This window comes from Campylobacter sp. 19-13652, assembly GCF_019702925.1.
Taxonomy (GTDB): Bacteria; Campylobacterota; Campylobacteria; order Campylobacterales; family Campylobacteraceae; genus Campylobacter_A.
Map to the genome: position 1 here is coordinate 568,744 of NZ_AP024713.1, position 17,301 is coordinate 586,044.

The following is a 17,301-nucleotide window of genomic DNA, read 5'->3' on the forward strand; positions in this document are numbered from 1 at the left end:
TATTTGCTTTTGCGGGCGAATATGATAAAATCTGCGCCATGAAAAATGAAAATATAAATTTAAATGGTATAAAAAAAGTTGGGCTCGTAGTGCGCGAGGGCGAGAGCATGACGCACGATATGGACTTGATTTTTGATATTTTATCACGCTTTGGTGTGGAGGTTTTGTGTGAGCAAAAGGCGGCTTTAGCGGTTGGAAAAAATGGCTATTTACTAGATGAGCTAGCTAGGCAGTGTGCTTTGATTATTAGCCTTGGAGGGGATGGGACTTTGATATCTTTAGCTCGTAAAACCGCTGCTTTTGCTCCACTTTTACTTGGAATTCACACAGGTAGGCTTGGCTTTTTAACAGAGGCAACACTAGGCGAGGCAGATGAGCTTTTTAAAGAGCTTTTTAACAATAAATTTGTCATTGAAAGACCATATTTTTTACGTGTAGTAGTGGAGCAAAAAAACGGAAAAAATATGGAGCTTTTAGCGCTTAATGACGCTGTTATAATGAGACGTAGACCAGCAAGTACGGTAAATATCAAAGCTTATCTAGGCGGAAAGCATTTTAATTCATATTTTGGAGACGGCATAATAGCCTGTACTCCAACTGGCTCAACAGCTTATAATATGAGTGCTGGAGGGGCTTTGATATATCCGCTAAGTGCTGTTTTTTCGCTCACGCCTATCTGTTCGCATTCGCTTTCGCAGCGCCCACTTATCCTGCCTTTTAGCGAGACTGTAAGCCTAAGTGCAGATAGCAATAGTGAGCTAGTCATAGACGGACAAGAGAGCCTTAGTATGCAAGATGTCGCATGTGTTAAAGTCGGACTTGGTGATGTTAGGGCGCGATTTTTGCGGCGAGAGGGGCGCGATTATTTTCAAATTTTAAAGCAGAAACTACGTTGGGGCGATAAATGATAAGCAGAGTTTTTATTAAAGAGCATTTAGGCTTTGATAAGGTTGAGTTAAAATTTAAAGCAGGACTTAGCGTATTTACGGGTGCAAGTGGAGCCGGAAAGTCTGTGTTAATGGGGGCAATTATGAGTGCTTTTGCACTAAAAGATAGCGAAGCAAGGCTTGTGGAGGCTGACGTGGAGGCTAGCTTTGATATGAGCGAAGTTGGCATAGAAAATGAGCCTGTAAATAGCTTTAAAATGGCTAGGGAAAAGAGTGTTAGGTATTTTATAAACTCTCAATCAATTGCAAAAAAAAGCCTGAGTTTAATCGCAAGTGAGCATATAAAATATTTCGGCGCAAAGGGGCTTGGCGAGCTAAATGGAGATAGATTTTTACGTCTGCTTGACGCACTTGTAAAAGATAAAAATCATGAATTAAATTTAAAATCCGTAAGAGAGCTTTTTTTAGAATATGCAAAGGTAAAAAGCGAACTTGATGAGTTAAATGAGGCTGAGAGCAAGATAGAGGAACTTAAGGAATTTGCGGCTTTTGAGATAGAAAAAATAGAGGCAGTAAACCCAAAAGCTGGCGAATTTGACGAGCTTTTGGAGATTAAAAAAAAGCTTAGCAAAAAGGATAAAATAGAAGCTGCATGGCAAAAGGCACAGAGAATTTATGATCTAGAAGGCGCTGTGATAGATGCGCTTAATATAAGCGATTTAAATAGCGATTTTTTTACTGATGCGATAAATGAGCTACGTGTATTGCAAGAGGGCTTAAATATGGACTGGCTTGATGAGGTTGATGTTGAGGTGGTGCTTGATAGGATAGAGGCGCTTAATTCCTTGATAAAGCGTTATGGAAGCGAGGAGGAGGCGCTTTTGGTGCTTGAGAGTAAAAGGGCTGAGCTTAATAAATATGAAAACATAAGCTTTCAAAAAAGCGAGCTGGAGGCTAAATTTAATAAGCTTTATAATGACTTAAGCGGACTTTGTGTTAATATCACGAAGGCTAGAAAAGGCGCATTAGGCGAGCTTGAAAGCCTGCTAAATGGCTATTTAAGTGAGCTTTATATGCCAAGCTTAAAAGCAAGCTTAAGCGAAGCTAGCTTTGGCGAGAGCGGAGCTGATGTGCTAAGTTTTGAAGTGGCTGGGGTAAATTTAGGAAAAATAAGTAGTGGCGAGACAAATCGATTAAGGCTTGCATTTATAGCGAGTGAAACACAGGTGCTAAATCAAGGTTCTGGCGTGATAATCCTAGACGAAATTGATGCAAATTTAAGTGGTAAAGAGGCGATGAGCATAGCAAATGTGCTAGTAAAAATAGCCAAACGCTACCAAATTTTTGCCATTTCGCATCAGCCTCAGCTTTCAAGTCGTGCAGATGCTCATTTTTTAGTTGAAAAGACGCAAAACGGTTCAAGTGTAAGACAGCTTAAAGAAAGCGAAAGAGCGCCAGAGTTAGCTAGGATGATAAGTGGTGAGGTTGTGAGCGAGGAGGCTTTAAGCTTTGCTAAAGGTCTGCTTGAGAGCGCTAAAGCTTAAGATAAGTTTATAAAATTTTTTGATACAATGACAGATTAATTATCAAAAATCACGATTTTATGGATATTTTATGGCTTTAAAAACTCAAGAGAGAATATTAATAGTAGATGATAATAGAGCGCTTGCAAAGCTTATCGCGCGCAAAATGGAGAGCAATGTGGACATGATTGTCGATGTTGCTCATAGTTTTAGCCAAGCGCAAGATCTCATAGATGAACATGGGGAAAATTACTTCATAGCGCTGCTTGATCTAAATTTACCAGATGCGCCAGATGGGGAGATAGTTGATTATGTATTATCAAAAAATATTCTCGTCATTGTGCTTACTGGTAGTATTGATGTGCAGACAAAGGAGAGCTTTATCCACAAGCCTATCGTGGATTACGTTTATAAGGGCAATATAGCTGATGTAAACTATATATTTAATACCGTAAATAGACTAAGTAAAAATCGTGGTGTAGGTGTTATGGTAGTAGATGATAGCCAGCCTATGCGCACAGCTATTAAAAATATCTTAAAATCCCAGCTCTTTGATGTTTATGTCGCAGCTCACGGCGAGGAGGCTATGAACTACTTTGAGCAATATAAAAACATAAAACTCGTGCTTACTGATTATAAAATGCCAGTAATGGATGGGCTTGAGCTTACTAAAAATCTTCGTGAAAAATATCCAAAATCAGAACTAGGTATCATAGTTTTTACTGCTACTGATGATGAGGGTGCGGCAGCTACGTTTTTAAAAAGTGGGGCAAATGATTTTATTATAAAGCCCTTTGGTAGGGAGGAGCTAATAGTCCGCATAAATAACCACATAGAAAATATAGAAAATATAGAACTTATCACAAATTTTGCTAATCGGGATTTTCTAAGCGGCCTCTACAATCGCCGTTATTTTATGAGCTCGGCTAGAGAATATATACAAAGCATAAAAAATAGCACAGAAAGTTTTGCTATAGCTACCATAGACATAGACCATTTTAAGCGTATAAACGATACTTATGGGCATGATATAGGCGATGAGGCTATTAAATTTATCTCACATATTTTGCTTGATTCTTGTAAGGGTAGGGACTTAGTAGCTCGCTTTGGTGGTGAGGAGTTTTGCATGTTGCTTAAAAATATTTCAGCTGAAGATGCGGTTAAGTTTTTTGTAAGACTAAGAACAACGATAGCTAGTAAAGAGTTTGTGGTGGATAATGTTTCTCTTAAAATGACAGCATCTATTGGTGTTTGTATAGGCGATACTAAGACTGAGTTAAGTATGCTTCTTAGCAGGACCGATAAGGCTCTTTATAAGGCCAAAGAGGGCGGACGAAACCGCGTGGAAATGATATGATAATAGATACTCATTGTCATTTAAATGACGATAGATATAATGATGATTTTGCCGATATGCTAGCTAGGGCTAGTGAGGCTGGCGTGCGTGGGTATATCATACCTGGAGCCGATCCACGTGAGCTAGAAAAAGCCTGTAAAATAGCACATGAATTTGACGATGTTTATTTTGCTGCTGGTGTGCATCCTTATGACATAGAGTATTTTGACCTTGATTATTTGGTTAAATTTATGAGTGATAGTAAGTGCATAGCGGTTGGAGAGTGTGGGCTTGATTATTTTCGCTTTCCAAAAGATGAGGCGGCAAAGCAGAGCGAAAAATCGGAGCAAAAGCGAGTGTTTATCGCTCAAATAGAGCTTGCGATTAAATTTAATAAGCCCCTAATAGTTCATAGTCGTGAGGCAAATGAGGATACATACCAAATTCTAGCTCAATATGCAGATGACTTAAAGTCTGCTGTGCTTCACTGCTACAACTCAAGCCCAAGGCTTTTAGAGCTTGCAAATCTTGGGCATTTTTATTACGGCATAGGTGGAGTGCTTACATTTAAAAACGCAAAAAGTCTGGTTGAAATTCTACCACAAATTCCAAAAGACAGGCTTTTGATAGAAACAGACGCACCATATCTCACTCCTGAGCCATTTCGTGGACAGAGAAATGAGCCATCTTATACTGATTTGGTGGCTAAAAAGATAGGCGAGCTTTTAAATTTAAGCAAAGATGAAGTTTGCGAAATTACCACAGCAAACGCATACCGAGCCTTTGACGGCTTAAAAGGAGAAGCATGAGAATTTTAAAGATATTTTCTATTTTAACCTTTAGTATACAAATTCTACTAGCAAGCGCAAGCAGTGATTTAGAGCTTTTAAAGGAGCTTGATATAAATCCAGATTTTGCCAAAACTATATATTTTGAAGATATAAAAAACGACATAAAAGTTGGACACATTAGGGACTTTGACGAGTCTATACAAAATGCAAAATCATACATCGATATGCTAAAAAACACAGTGCAAAGCTCAGGGGTGCCTCCCACGCTATTTTATCTAGCTATGGTGGAGTCTGGGCTGTCAAATCGCGTAATCTCAGGGGCTAAGGCGGCTGGTATATGGCAGTTTATGGAATCAACTGCTAGGCTTTATGGCTTAAGAGTGGATAAATATGTGGATGAGCGAAAAGACCCACAGCGTTCAAGCCAGGCTGCGACAAAATATTTGCGCTCACTAAAGCGCGAATTTGGCAAGTGGTATCTAGCTATTTTGGCGTATAATTGTGGTAACACAAAGCTTAGAAAAGCTATCTCTCAGGCGGGTAGCGATGATTTGGCTGTGCTTTTAGACCCTAGCAAAAAGTATCTACCAAGCGAGACTAGGCGCTTTATAGGTAAAATTTTAAGACAAGCGATAATCGCCTCTGATTTGGGCTTTAGTGTAGCAAAAGAGGACAAGGCAAACTCACTAAAACTATCTAAAATAAGTGTCCCTGGAGGGACGAGTTTGGTAGAGGTAGCTGATAGCATAGGCGTGGGCGTAAATCGCCTTAAAGAGTATAATGCCCACATAAAGCTAGCCTTTACTCCGCCAAATTCTAAAAATTACCATCTTTATATACCGCAAAATCGTGTCGCGCTTTTTACTAAGAATTTTACCCCAAAAGGCGGTAAAAATGAGTTTTTTACTTATAAGGTAAAAAAGGGTGATACCCTGCTTTCTATAGCTGAAAAAACAGGGGTAAATACGCGTGCAATAAAGGATTATAATGAGTTAAGCACAAATAGTGTTGCGCTTAATCAATCGCTTGTAATCCCAAAGATAGTCCAGCCAAAGACGCTAAGTTCAGGCAGCGAGATTGTAAGGCTTGATATGGGGCGCAAAAAAGGCGAAATTTTAAACTCAAAAGAGGAAATAGCATCAGGAGAGCACATTGCTATACCGTAATATAATTTATCTATTTTTTTCAATCTTTGTGGTTGGGTGTAGTACCACGCAGTATCTACCAAGTCCATCAGGTAGCAGCGAGATAAAAAACTCCCCAGCTATGCACCGAGCGACTATGCGCCCATACACAGTAAATGGCAAAACTTACTACCCAACAGTGGTAAAAGTAGGGGAAAAGGCTAGTGGTACTGCTAGCTGGTATGGGCCAGATTTTCACGGTAAAAAGACATCAAATGGCGAGGTGTATAACATGCACGGATTTACCGCCGCGCACAAAACCCTACCTATGAATACTATGCTTAGAGTTACAAATTTAAAAAATAATCGCCAAGTTGTGGTTAGGGTAAATGACAGAGGGCCTTTTGTCTCAAACCGCATTATAGACCTCTCAAAAGGTGCGGCGAGTAAGATAGGAATGATAGGGGCTGGGACTGCTCCAGTACTGCTTGAGGTTATAGGATTTAATGCAAAAATAAGTGGCACTTCAAACATAGATACAGCAAGCAATACCCCTGCTAAAATAGAGCCGATAAATTCAAACATCAGTGCCAAATCCAGTGTAATAGTCATCTCTCCTATCTCAAAAAGCCAAGCCCAAAGTGAGGCTAGTGCTGATGAGGTCGTTGGAGGAGAGTTTATGGTACAAATCGGTTCTTTTAGTAGCTTAAGCGGCGCAAAAAGCTACCAAGTCCAGCATAAAAACGTAGGTGGCTACCAAAGCATAGTGCGTGAATTTAATGTAAGTGGAAGGCGCATTTTTAAGGTATTCGTAACTGGATTTAGAAGCGAGGACGAGGCTAGAGATTTTGCAAAGAGCGGACGATTTAATGGAGCATTTATAGTCAGGGGATAAATTTGAAAGAGCTAAGACGCACTACAAAAGAGACGGATATAATAGCAAGCCTAAGCCTATATGGTAGCGGCAAGGGCGAGATAGATACGGGCGTTGGATTTTTTGATCATATGCTAAGCGCATTTTGCAAGCACGCTTTGATAGACTTAAGCATAAAATGCGTGGGTGATACGTATGTTGATGCTCATCATAGTGTGGAGGATTGCGGTATAGTTATAGGACAGCTTTTAAAAGATGAAATTTATCCAGCCTCAAATATAGAGAGATTTTCAAATTCTATTGTAGTTATGGATGAGGCTGCTGTTGAGTGCGTTATGGATGTTAGCAATAGGTCGTTTTTAGTCTATGAATGCGATGTTGACAGGGATAAAGTAGGCGATTTTGACACTGAACTTAGCGAGGAGTTTTTTAGAGCCGTTGTGTTTAATGCTGGATTAAGCGTGCATATCATAAAGCAGCGTGGTAAAAACGCACACCACATCATTGAGGCGGCTTTTAAAGCGTTTGCAGTGGCACTTAGACGTGCAGTGGCTAAAAATGAGCGTACTGGAGATGCTAGTACAAAGGGTGTTTTATGATAGAGATTATTTTTTTAGACGTAGATGGTTGCTTGACTGATGGACGGATTACTTATGATAAGAATGGCGAGCTTTTTAAGGCTTTTAATGTAAAAGACGGCTACGCTATTGAAAGCTGGATAAAGCTTGGTAAAAAGGTGGCTATCATCACAGGCAGAAGTTCAGAAATAGTAGAGCGAAGGGCTGAGGATTTGGGGATTACGCACATCTATCAAGGTGTGGGCGATAAGCTAAGCGTGGCAAAACAGGTGCTTGAGTTTGAGGGGCTTAGCTTTGAAAATGCAGCAGCAATAGGCGATGATTATAATGATTATGGGCTACTTAATGCAGTTTCGCATAGCTTTAAGCCAAGAGATGCCATTAAAGAGCTTAAGGTGCATACTAGACTTAAGAGTAAAGGCGGCGCTGGAGCGGTTCGAGAGATGATAGAGATGCTCATAAAAAGTGAAAATTTATACGATGAATGGGCTAAGAGGTGGTTATAAAGCTTTTTTATACCCTAGTTGTGATATTTGGCGTAGCTATGGTTTTTGTCGTAGCTCAAGACCCATACATACAGGATGAATTTATACAAGATCCGTCTATTTCAAGCCTTGAGGTGCTTGACGCAACCACTTATGAGCTAAGTAGCACTCGCGTGGTTGGAGTTTATACATCAAGTCGGATAAATAGATATAAAGATCATGATGAGTTTAAGGATTTTAAGGCAAGCTATATAGCCAATGACCTAAAACACACTCTAAGCTCAAATATAGCGATAAAAAGAGAAAATGAGCTTGAGTTTAGAGGTGCGGTTTTTTATGAAAATAGTGATGATACTAGGCTAAATAGTGAGGTTGCTATGTATAATATTTCTACAAAAGTAGCCCAAGTGCCATCTTTGTTTACGTTATGGCGAGGTGACGGCGTAAAAGTCATCGGCAAGAATTTAAAATATCTACCAACTAAAGAGATAACCGCACAGGAGGTAAATGCGTGGGTTTGGCGTTAAGGATAGCACTGGGATTTTTTATGATTTTCCAGCTTTTAAAAGCTGAACAGATTGAGATAAGCTCAAAAAGCTTTTATGCAAATGAAGCACAGCTAAAAAGTGAATTTAACGGAGATGTACTAGTAAAGCGTGCGAATGATGAGCTAAGAGCAAATAAGGCTATTGTCTATTTTGACAAAAAGCGCCAGCCTCTAAGATATGAAGCCATAGGAAACGCTAAATTTAAAGCCATATTAAAAGGCAAAAGATATAGCGGTAGTGGCGATAAGCTCGTATATGACGCAATAAATGAGACTTACACCATAATAGGAAATGGACACCTAAAAGAGCTTGATGGCGATAAAAATGTCTACGGACAAAAGATAGTGATAAATCAAAAAAATGGCACATATAACGTAGAAGGCGGCGACACCACTCAGCCGGTACGGTTTATTTTTAATGTCCAAGATAAGAAAGATAGATGATAAAATCAATAAACGCGAGCTTTATTACCTCCGCGCCTCGTATAGAGCTTGCGCCTAGTTTTGGGCTTAGCGAGGTGGCTTTTTTAGGGCGTTCAAATGTCGGCAAAAGTAGCCTCATAAACGCTTTAGTAAATCAAAAAGGGCTAGCAAAAAGCTCCTCAACTCCTGGCAAAACTCAGCTTATAAATTTTTTCAAAGCCACTTTTGAGATAGATGATTTTAAAGAATTTTGCGAAAAATACGGGATAAATTTAACCCAAGATGCAGGGCAAAATAGTCAAAGAGTTGAGCTTGTGCTTGTCGATTTGCCAGGCTTTGGTTATGCAAAAGTCAGCAAAAGTATGCACGCACAGTGGCAAAAAAGCCTTGATGAGTTTTTGCGACTTAGAAGCGATATTAGGCTTTTTATTCAGCTTAGGGATAGCAGGCACTTTGACCTAGATATAGATGAAAATGTAAGCGAATATCTATCTAGCTTTTTAAGGCCAGACCAGAGCGTTTTGCGAGTATACACTAAAAGCGACAAGCTAAATCAAAAAGAGCTATCAGCGCTTAAAAAATTTGACCCAAATGCGCTTTGTGTTTCAACTCTTAAAAATAAAGGCATATCAATCCTAAAAGAGCGCCTAATAGCAGGGGCTTTTGGCGTATGAGCCGTACAAATGATGAGGCTAGCCTTTTTCGATTTTTGATTGAGGCTTTGATTTTGGTGCTTTATGAGATAGCCACGACTGTGTCGCAGTACCTGCCTCCACTTATAGGGATATGCTTTGCATTTGTAGTACTTGAGTATCATGAGCGTACCAGAGCCATGCAAAATCTGGGGCTTGCATGGTATGGAGCTGTTGCCTTTTTGTTTTTTGCAGAGCAAATTCATGGATTTTATCTCTTTAGTGCACTTATTGCCTTTATTATTTTTTACTCACTATTTTTTAACTGGCTTTTTGTTTCACTTAAGTGGCGAAGTGGGCTTTTGTTTATTTTTATTGCGGCTGGATATATGCTTAGCTGGGGGGTTAGTAGCTTTTTTACATATACTAAAAGTGAGCAAGTCTTAGCCTTTGGGATACAGTATCTTATTTATATAGTTCTTGAGGGGTTGCTTGCTATGGTTTTTTTAAGGCATAGGTTAGTTTAGATGCGATTAAAGATAGTATTTAGCATTATTGTGCTTTTTTGGATTGTACTTTTAACTAGAATTTATCATCTAAGCGTAAAATCAAATACTTACTACGAAGGCATAGCTGAGCAAAATGCGGCTAAAACGCAGCTTACTGCACCAGTTAGGGGTGAAATTTATGACATCAAAAATCGCCCAGTTGCGATAAATAATCTAGGTTTTGCCATATCAATTAAGCCTCATTTAAGCTCAAAAGAGGATAGGCTTGATGGTGAGATAGAATTTATTGTCTCGCTTTTTCCTGATTTAAACGCCCAAAAGATAAAGCGTGAATACAAAAAGGCAGACTCTCCTTATAACCAAGACTTTATAAAAGTGGTGGAATTTATAGATTATGACCGCTTTATGCCACATTATACGAGTATTAGTCTGCACGAGCTTTTGCGAATAGACCCAGCTAGCAAAAGGCAGTACCCATACTCTTCTATAGCTAGCCACATAATAGGCTACGTCGGACGTGCAAATCAAAAAGACATAGAACAAGACGAGATGACACGCCTTAGTGGATATGTGGGTAGGACTGGTATTGAGGCGTATTATAACTCCGTCCTTCAGGGACAAAAAGGCACTAGAGTAGTGCGCGTAAATGCTCTAAATGAGGAGATAGAACAGCTTAGTATAACTCCACCAAGAAGCGAGGATATAAGGCTAAGCATAGACATGCAGCTGCAAAAATACATAGCCGAAGTCTTTGGTAAAGAGGCTGGTAGTGTAGTTGTGCTAAGCCTAAAAGATGGCTCCATACTAGCAGCAGGTAGCTTTCCTGAGTATGACTTAAATCAGTTTGTAAGCGGCATCTCAAAAGCGCAGTGGGAGGAGATGATAAATGATGTTGATCATCCCTTTACCAACAAACTAGTAAATGGGCTTTATCCTCCAGGATCTGTTGTGAAAATGGGTGTTGGGCTTTCATTTTTAGACAGTGGTAAGCTGACTCGCCACGATACCTTTAATTGTACTGGTAGCTACGAATTAGGCGACAGGAAGTTTCGCTGCTGGAACTCTCATGGGCATGGGATAATGAATCTAAACTCAGCAATCAGAGAAAGCTGTGATGATTATTTTTACAAAGGTAGCCAAAAAGTAGGCATAGACATCATCGCACAAACTCTCGAGCGTATCGGCTTTGGCGTGCGTAGTGGAGTTGATTTGCCAAACGAGTTTGTAGGTACAGTCCCAAGCCGTGAGTGGAAGCAGCGTAGATATAATAAGCCGTGGTTTGTAGGGGAGACACTGATTACTTCTATAGGGCAGGGAAGCTTTTTGGTTACCCCTATGCAGGTGGCAAAGTATACCGCTCAGCTTGCCACTGGCAAGGTGGTGGTGCCACATTTTATTGATAGCATAGATGGTAAAAAGCTAAAATATGAGCTAGAGGATGGTATTTATACAGAATTTGAAAAATCTCAGCTACCATACATAAGACACGCTATGTATGAGGTGGTAAATCACGAAAAGGGCACCGCTAGGCACTATTTTCACGATCTGCCTTTTAAAGTCGCGGCAAAGACAGGTACTGCGCAGGTTGTAGGCATTAGTCAGAGCGAAAAAATAAGAATGAAAGAGGAGGATATGAAGTACCTCCAGCGTTCACATGCGTGGCTTACGACCTACGCTCCATACGATGATCCTCAATATGTCATCACTATGATAATAGAGCATGGTGGGCACGGCGGAAGTGCCGCAGGTCCTAAAATCTCAGCAATTTATAAAAAGCTAATTGAGTTAGGTTATATTAAATTCTAAAATGCAAAAAGCAAAAGACCTGCCTTATAAATTTGCAAACTTTAGCCCCAGTATCGGCTGCGTACCTATAAGCCTAGGTTGCGCTCACTGCTACGCTCGCACCATTGCGTTACGCCTAAAAAAGCGTGGAAATGCTGAGTATAAGGACGGCTTTAGTTATAAAGAGCTTTGGCACAGGCTAGAGCAGCCCCTGCTTGTAAAAAGACCGACTATATTTTTTATGAGTGCTATGAGTGATCTGTTTTTTGAGAGTGCGAGCGAGGGGTTTTTGGATGCTTTATTTGACGTTATTAGGCGTACTCCACACCATCAGTATCAGCTTTTAACTAAGCGTCCAGAGCGCATGCAGCAATATTTTAGCACACATAAAGCACCTTTAAATTTATGGCTAGGCGTTACGGTGGAGGTGGCGACTAGCAAGTGGCGGATGGAGATTTTAAGGCAGATAGAGTGTGCTATGCGCTGGATATGTTGTGAACCTCTGCTATCTTCGCTAGGAGATTTAAATTTAAACGGCATAGACTGGGTCGTGGCTGGGGCTGAGAGCGGATACGGAGCTAGGGCGTGCGAGCCTGAGTGGATGCTTGAGATAAAAAGGCAGTGCGATGCGCAAGGCGTGGCGTTTTATTTTAGAGGTTGGGGCGATAGTGGCGCTGATAAAAAGCCAAAAGCAAGGCTACTTGAGCCTATTGATGAGTTTAGATTTTATCCATTTTTTAAGGACGCGACTAGCCTATTTTAGCCATCGTTTCGTACTATTAGGCTTTTAGGCAAGCCAAAGATGCGCACCACCTCACTCTCTTTTTCTCTCATCTCTCCGTTATCTATTTCGTGATCAAAGCCTAAAATATGCAAAAGCCCATGAGTAAATAATAATGCCCTCTCATCTTGCGCGCTATGCCCTAGCTCAGACGCCATTTGACCTACCGCATCCTCGTTTATCACTATGCTCCCACTTAGCGCTTGTCCTGCATCAAATAGCGGAAAGCTAAGCACGTCTGTTGGTTTGTCTATACCACGGTGGGATAAATTTATCTCTCTTATTTGCTTGCTATTTACAAAGACAAGCTCCACATCTTTATCTGTGAGGTGGGCGCAAATTTTATCCAAAATCTCATCATAGCTTTGTTCGCAAATTATCACTTTTACACCTTTTTTATCAAAAATAAAATATAATTGTATCAAAAATAAAGGAAAATTTGATGAAAAAAAGGGCGGTATGTGTGCTAAGCGGAGGAATGGACTCCACGCTATGCGCCACTTTGGCTTTAAAGGAGGGCTATGAGATTATAGCGCTTCATTTTGACTATTCTCAGCGTACGCAAAACCGTGAAAGACAGGCGTTTAATGATGTCTGCGATGCTTTAGGCATTAGCGAGCGAGTGGTGCTTGATGTGAGCTTTATCGCCACTATTGGCGGCAGCGCACTTACAGATAGTGCGATAGATGTACCAAAAGATGGACTAGGCGAAGCTGTGCCCATAACTTACGTGCCGTATCGCAATGGGATATTTTTAAGTATAGCTGCGGCTTTGGCTGAGAAATCATGCGCAAGTGCCATCTTTTTAGGGGCTGTTGAGGAGGATAGTAGTGGCTATCCAGACTGCCGTGTAGAGTTTATTAAAGCTGCCCAAAATGCGATAAATAGTGGCATCGCAACGGATATAAAAATCGAGATAAAAACGCCTATTATAGGGCTTAGCAAGGCAGAGATAGTCGCTAAATCCATAGAGGTTGGCTCGCCAGTACACTTAAGCTGGAGCTGCTATGATAGCGAGGACGAGGCATGCGGTGAGTGCGATAGTTGCAGACTTCGGCTACGTGGATTTGAGCTTGCCAAAGAAGTGGATAAAATAGCGTATAAAAAGCGTTAAATTTATATAGTATGCGAGGTATTTTAGATTTTGAAGTTGCGTAAAATTCAATAAATTTGCCTTTTTGAATTTAAAATAAATATCTAGCAATACGAAAGATAGTTAAATCATGAGCTGATTTTGCGAGGCTTATGTAAAGTCCATTTAGTAGGCTTACTGGGTTAGCGAGCTAAAAGCGCTCTAAAAGTAAAGCGCTTTTAAATGCCATACTTAAAGATGGCGATATAATGGCACAAGAGGTAAATAAATTTTTAAATGATAGTGTCGCTTTAATTACAAATTTAAGCCATTTTACAAACCTAACGCCACTGATTCTTGCTAGAGGCTTTTAATAATTATCTCCGTTGCAGAGCAATGTCAGCGCAATTTTAGTACTTTGCAAAGCTTGATGTAAAAAATCTATAAGGTATCTGCAAGCTTTCATATTTGGTAAGTTTACTGCTAGGCTTGCCTATAAAGCAATAGTATTTTTTAAAAGCTTAAATTTAATAAGACAAATGTCTGGCATGTTATTATCTTGAGGGAGTGTTTGTGCTTTACGTGCTAGACTTATAATAAGATAGTGTGGATTTTGCTTATGACATGCTTTAGGCTAGATAATGGACGTGAGGATTTGTAGGCTCACCGTTTGACTTGTGGCTTTGACCGCTCTTATATAGCTTATGTCGCAGCGGCGTTTAAATGCGTGTATAGCAAAGCGAGCTAAACCAGACTTTACAATGTGTGGGTGTGGTTAGCTTGATAAGAAGTATATGCAGTGGAACTTTTATCAAAAGTAAAATAAGGCAGCACTAAATAGCAAGCAATATGAGCTATCTGACTATCGGTATCTATGGTGGTGGGCTTATGGTAAGACAGAGTCTAAATTACCTCCCCAAAAATGGCAAGCTAGCTTGAATTAAAAAATAAATTTAAAATTCCAAAAAAGCGTAGCTATAAATCGCAGATAATCAAGCTTAAACCAAAAATCTTACAAAAGTGTCGAGGCTAGTTAAATTTAAAACCAGCCAAAAAGCAAAAACTTAACAAGAGCTTAGCTAGCTAAAAACGTGCCATCCCCAGATAAAGGCACTCAAGCTAATCGATAGGCTAGCCCCTGCTTATGGCTAGCTCTAGCAGGGCAAAAAGCTAGCCGCCCTAGCGAGCCAGCCAGCTTCTAGGCGCAGAAATTATGCGCAGAATAAATTTATTTATTACCCACTTCGGCTAGTTTGCGACGCATATATGCGATTTTGCTCTGAAGTGGCAGGTGCTTAGGGCAGTAATCCTCGCACCCAAGCAAGCTCATACAACCAAACACGCCATCATCATCGCCCACTAGTTCATAAAAATCAGCGTCCGTTCGCTCATCTAGTGGGTCGATTTTAAATCTAGCCACGCGGTTTAGCCCCACAGCTCCGATAAAGTCCTTTCTCATCACAGCAGTGCCGCACGCAGCCACGCAGATACCGCACTCTATACAGCGGTCTAGCTCAAATGTCTCCTCAGCCTGTGCTGGCTCGACACGCTCTTCTAGGCGGCTAATGTCGGTTTGCTTGCTAGTGTGTATCCAGCTTTCTACACGCTTGCTCATATCATTCATCCAGTTGCCAGTATCGACGCTTAGGTCTTTTAGCAGCTTAAACACAGGCAGTGGCATAAGCTCGATAACGCCTTCAGCATAGTCCTTTGTCAGCGTGCGGCAGGCTAGCTTTGGCTTGCCATTTACCAGCATAGCACAGCTGCCGCAAATTCCCGCTCGGCAGACAAAGTCAAAGCTAAGCCCTGGGTCAAAGTTCTCTCTTATGACGTTTAGCGCTATAAACAGCGTCATTCCGTCGGTCTCTTCTATCTCGTAAGTCGCAAAATGCGGCTTTGAAATTTTGCTTAGTGGATTAAATTTAAACGCACGAATGGTTATTTTTCTACTCATCGCCTACTCCTAGTCTTTCATTTGGGGCTTTGTATTCTGGCTGAAGTTCATAAGGCATAAGCGCATCTTGTATCTCGTAGCGGCTCTTACCTTCAGCTTCCATTTTAGCACGTATCTCATCGACTTGTGCTTGGCGGACGGCACTATCTGGGTGTTCGATTATATTGCCCTTTGCGCCATATCCCCTAAATGCAGGCGGTATTTCCATTTTCATTATATCTAGTGGCTCGTACTCGACTATCGGCATAGTGTCGCCTTCACGCCAGCTTGTAAGCGTGCGTTTTAGCCAGTTTGCGTCATCTCGCTTGGTATAGTCCTCTCGGTAGTGAGCGCCACGGCTTTCGGTTCGCAATAAGGCACCATAAGCCACGCAAAGGGCTAGTTTTAGCATTTTTGGCACACGATAAGCCTCTTCTAGCTCTGGGTTGCCGTAGTGTTCTTTGTTTTCTAGCTTTAGGTTGTTGCTCTCTTTGTATAGCTCTTCAAGCTCAGCGACCGCTTTTTCTAGCCCTTCGCCAGTGCGGAAAATCGCCACGTGCTCCCACATTATGTCTTTCATTCTGTTTTTGATTTCAAAGACATTATACTTGCCCTCTTTTTCTAGCAGGCTATCTAGGTAGGCGTTTTCTTTATCTAAAAAGCTCTGGACGACTTCGCTTTTTATATCGACTTTGTTTTGCTCGCAAAAGTCCGCAAAATAGCCGCCCACTATCATACCAGCCACGACGGTTTCAGCCACAGAGTTGCCACCTAGGCGGTTAAAGCCGTGCATATCCCAGCACGCAGCCTCACCAGCTGAGAAAAGCCCTTTTAGCGTTGGGCTTTCGCCTTTGGCGTTGGTTTTGACCCCTCCCATAGAGTAGTGCTGCATAGGTAGTATCGGTGCCCAGCCCTTGCCCTTGCCATTTTCGTCTATTTCGGTGTCAGCTGGATCTATGCCGTTAAAAATTTGACAAATTTCTTGCACGTCTCGTAGGTTTTTCTCGATGTGTTCGCGACCCAAAATAGATATGTCTAGCCAAACGTGCTCGCCGTATGGGCTTTTTACGCCCTTGCCGTTTCTAATATGCTCCATTATACGGCGGCTTACGACGTCTCGGCTAGCAAGCTCTTTTTTCTCAGGCTCATAATCAGGCATAAAGCGGTATCCGTCGACGTCTCTTAAAATTCCGCCGTCCCCACGGCAGCCTTCAGTTAGGAGTATGCCGCTTGGCACGATTGGCGTTGGGTGAAACTGCACGGCCTCCATATTTCCTAGCTTTGCTACGCCAGTCTCAAGTGCGATAGCAGCTCCTATGCCCTCGCAGATGACAGCGTTTGTGGTGTGCTTATACAGCCTGCCGTATCCGCCTGTGGCGATTAGCGTGCCGCGTGCGACGTAGGCGGTTAGCTCGCCAGTTACTAAATCACGCACGATAGCGCCGTAGCAGCGGTTGTTTTCGTGGATTAGTGCGATGGCTTCGGTGCGGTCATGGATCTCGACATTATGCTTAAGTGCTTCGTTTGCCACGCCAAAAAGCATAGTGTGTCCTGTGGCGTCAGAAGTGTAGCAGGTGCGCCATTTTTTCGTGCCACCAAAGTCTCGTGAGTGGATAAGTCCGTGAGCGTCTTCGTCTTCGACTATGGTTGTTTTTTGAGCGTTTATGATAGCGGTTCGCTCGCCCTTTTCTATCCTAGTCCAAGGCACGCCCCAAGCGGCTAGCTCACGAATGGCTTTTGGAGCAGTCTGGGCAAACATTCTAGCCACGTCCTGATCACAGCCCCAGTCGCTACCCTTTACGGTGTCGGCAAAATGCACGTCCTCATTATCGCCCTGGCTCATTTTTGAATTTCCAAGGCTTGCTTGCATGCCGCCCTGAGCCGCTGCCGAGTGGCTTCGCTTGACAGGACACATACTCAAAACTACGGTGCTAAGCCCACGCTCAGCTGTGGCAATGGCTGAGCGTAGACCTGCCAAACCCCCACCAATAACTAATGCGTCATAATATTTAACATTCATA

General features: G+C 41.6%; 18 protein-coding genes. 15 read left to right on the forward strand and 3 right to left on the reverse strand.

Annotation, left to right across the window (positions count from 1 at the left end; genetic code table 11):
- Positions 1 to 38 precede the first annotated feature (38 nt).
- The 14 genes from LBC_RS02710 (at position 39) to LBC_RS02775 (ending at position 12,257) form a co-directional block, all read left to right on the forward strand.
- The gene (locus LBC_RS02710) at positions 39 to 908 is read left to right on the forward strand and encodes an NAD(+) kinase (protein ID WP_221254579.1); all 870 of its coding nucleotides are present in this window, start codon (positions 39 to 41) and stop codon (positions 906 to 908) included.
- Complete coding sequence (locus LBC_RS02715) at positions 905 to 2,431, forward strand: AAA family ATPase (RefSeq protein WP_221254580.1); 1,527 nt, start codon at positions 905 to 907, stop codon at positions 2,429 to 2,431. Before LBC_RS02710 ends, LBC_RS02715 begins: the two co-directional genes overlap by 4 nt.
- A gap of 70 nt (positions 2,432 to 2,501) precedes the next feature.
- Positions 2,502 to 3,767, forward strand: a complete 1,266-nt coding sequence (locus tag LBC_RS02720; RefSeq protein WP_221254581.1) for a diguanylate cyclase — start codon at positions 2,502 to 2,504, stop codon at positions 3,765 to 3,767.
- On the forward strand, positions 3,764 to 4,555 hold the full coding sequence (locus LBC_RS02725) for a TatD family hydrolase (protein ID WP_221254582.1): 792 nt from the start codon (positions 3,764 to 3,766) through the stop codon (positions 4,553 to 4,555). The genes LBC_RS02720 and LBC_RS02725 overlap by 4 nt, the downstream gene beginning before the upstream one ends.
- Entirely contained in the window at positions 4,552 to 5,703 is a 1,152-nt protein-coding gene (locus LBC_RS02730; RefSeq protein WP_221254583.1) for a lytic transglycosylase domain-containing protein, read from the forward strand. Before LBC_RS02725 ends, LBC_RS02730 begins: the two co-directional genes overlap by 4 nt.
- An 82-nt stretch (positions 5,704 to 5,785) precedes the next feature.
- A complete protein-coding gene (locus LBC_RS02735; RefSeq protein ID WP_409240989.1) occupies positions 5,786 to 6,556 on the forward strand; it encodes a septal ring lytic transglycosylase RlpA family protein in 771 nt (256 codons plus the stop codon).
- A gap of 2 nt (positions 6,557 to 6,558) precedes the next feature.
- Entirely contained in the window at positions 6,559 to 7,134 is a 576-nt protein-coding gene (gene hisB, locus LBC_RS02740; protein WP_221254584.1) for an imidazoleglycerol-phosphate dehydratase HisB, read from the forward strand.
- Positions 7,131 to 7,619: an HAD family hydrolase gene (locus tag LBC_RS02745; protein ID WP_221254585.1), complete on the forward strand. Its 489-nt coding sequence runs from the start codon at positions 7,131 to 7,133 to the stop codon at positions 7,617 to 7,619. Before hisB ends, LBC_RS02745 begins: the two co-directional genes overlap by 4 nt.
- On the forward strand, positions 7,610 to 8,125 hold the full coding sequence (locus tag LBC_RS02750; RefSeq protein WP_221254586.1) for an LPS export ABC transporter periplasmic protein LptC: 516 nt from the start codon (positions 7,610 to 7,612) through the stop codon (positions 8,123 to 8,125). The genes LBC_RS02745 and LBC_RS02750 overlap by 10 nt, the downstream gene beginning before the upstream one ends.
- Entirely contained in the window at positions 8,110 to 8,589 is a 480-nt protein-coding gene (lptA, locus tag LBC_RS02755; protein ID WP_409240984.1) for a lipopolysaccharide transport periplasmic protein LptA, read from the forward strand. The genes LBC_RS02750 and lptA overlap by 16 nt, the downstream gene beginning before the upstream one ends.
- Positions 8,586 to 9,242: a GTP-binding protein gene (locus tag LBC_RS02760; protein ID WP_221254587.1), complete on the forward strand. Its 657-nt coding sequence runs from the start codon at positions 8,586 to 8,588 to the stop codon at positions 9,240 to 9,242. The genes lptA and LBC_RS02760 overlap by 4 nt, the downstream gene beginning before the upstream one ends.
- Entirely contained in the window at positions 9,239 to 9,727 is a 489-nt protein-coding gene (locus tag LBC_RS02765) for a hypothetical protein (protein WP_221254588.1), read from the forward strand. Before LBC_RS02760 ends, LBC_RS02765 begins: the two co-directional genes overlap by 4 nt.
- The gene (mrdA, locus tag LBC_RS02770; RefSeq protein WP_221254589.1) at positions 9,728 to 11,515 is read left to right on the forward strand and encodes a penicillin-binding protein 2; all 1,788 of its coding nucleotides are present in this window, start codon (positions 9,728 to 9,730) and stop codon (positions 11,513 to 11,515) included.
- A 1-nt stretch (position 11,516) separates the two neighbouring features.
- Positions 11,517 to 12,257 carry a DUF5131 family protein gene (locus tag LBC_RS02775; protein WP_221254590.1) on the forward strand — a complete coding sequence of 247 codons (741 nt, stop codon included), beginning with the start codon at positions 11,517 to 11,519 and terminating at the stop codon, positions 12,255 to 12,257.
- Here the strand turns inward: LBC_RS02775 and ybeY are convergent.
- The gene (gene ybeY, locus LBC_RS02780) at positions 12,254 to 12,658 is read right to left on the reverse strand and encodes an rRNA maturation RNase YbeY (RefSeq protein ID WP_221254591.1); all 405 of its coding nucleotides are present in this window, start codon (positions 12,656 to 12,658) and stop codon (positions 12,254 to 12,256) included. The two genes, LBC_RS02775 and ybeY, sit on opposite strands and share 4 nt — an antisense overlap.
- Positions 12,659 to 12,717: 59 nt before the next feature.
- Between ybeY and queC the strand changes: the two genes are divergently transcribed.
- Positions 12,718 to 13,389, forward strand: coding sequence for a 7-cyano-7-deazaguanine synthase QueC (queC, locus tag LBC_RS02785; RefSeq protein ID WP_221254592.1), 672 nt, complete (start codon positions 12,718 to 12,720; stop codon positions 13,387 to 13,389).
- 1,186 nt (positions 13,390 to 14,575) lie between these two features.
- Here queC and LBC_RS02790 read toward each other — a convergent pair.
- Entirely contained in the window at positions 14,576 to 15,301 is a 726-nt protein-coding gene (locus LBC_RS02790; protein WP_221254593.1) for a fumarate reductase iron-sulfur subunit, read from the reverse strand.
- Positions 15,294 to 17,300 (reverse strand): fumarate reductase flavoprotein subunit, encoded by a 2,007-nt coding sequence (locus LBC_RS02795; protein ID WP_221254594.1) that lies wholly within the window; start codon positions 17,298 to 17,300, stop codon positions 15,294 to 15,296. The genes LBC_RS02790 and LBC_RS02795 overlap by 8 nt, the downstream gene beginning before the upstream one ends.
- Position 17,301 lies beyond the last annotated feature (1 nt).

Excerpts from the sequence above, each read along its gene's own strand:
- LBC_RS02710 (WP_221254579.1), top strand. The coding sequence starts at position 39 with ATGAAAAATGAAAATATAAATTTAAATGGTATAAAAAAAGTTGGGCTC.
- LBC_RS02715 (WP_221254580.1), top strand. The coding sequence starts at position 905 with ATGATAAGCAGAGTTTTTATTAAAGAGCATTTAGGCTTTGATAAGGTT.
- LBC_RS02720 (WP_221254581.1), top strand. The coding sequence starts at position 2,502 with ATGGCTTTAAAAACTCAAGAGAGAATATTAATAGTAGATGATAATAGA.
- LBC_RS02725 (WP_221254582.1), top strand. The coding sequence starts at position 3,764 with ATGATAATAGATACTCATTGTCATTTAAATGACGATAGATATAATGAT.
- LBC_RS02730 (WP_221254583.1), top strand. The coding sequence starts at position 4,552 with ATGAGAATTTTAAAGATATTTTCTATTTTAACCTTTAGTATACAAATT.
- LBC_RS02745 (WP_221254585.1), top strand. The coding sequence starts at position 7,131 with ATGATAGAGATTATTTTTTTAGACGTAGATGGTTGCTTGACTGATGGA.
- LBC_RS02760 (WP_221254587.1), top strand. The coding sequence starts at position 8,586 with ATGATAAAATCAATAAACGCGAGCTTTATTACCTCCGCGCCTCGTATA.
- LBC_RS02765 (WP_221254588.1), top strand. The coding sequence starts at position 9,239 with ATGAGCCGTACAAATGATGAGGCTAGCCTTTTTCGATTTTTGATTGAG.
- mrdA (WP_221254589.1), top strand. The coding sequence starts at position 9,728 with ATGCGATTAAAGATAGTATTTAGCATTATTGTGCTTTTTTGGATTGTA.
- LBC_RS02775 (WP_221254590.1), top strand. The coding sequence starts at position 11,517 with ATGCAAAAAGCAAAAGACCTGCCTTATAAATTTGCAAACTTTAGCCCC.
- queC (WP_221254592.1), top strand. The coding sequence starts at position 12,718 with ATGAAAAAAAGGGCGGTATGTGTGCTAAGCGGAGGAATGGACTCCACG.
- LBC_RS02790 (WP_221254593.1), bottom strand. The coding sequence starts at position 15,301 with ATGAGTAGAAAAATAACCATTCGTGCGTTTAAATTTAATCCACTAAGC.
- LBC_RS02795 (WP_221254594.1), bottom strand. The coding sequence starts at position 17,300 with ATGAATGTTAAATATTATGACGCATTAGTTATTGGTGGGGGTTTGGCA.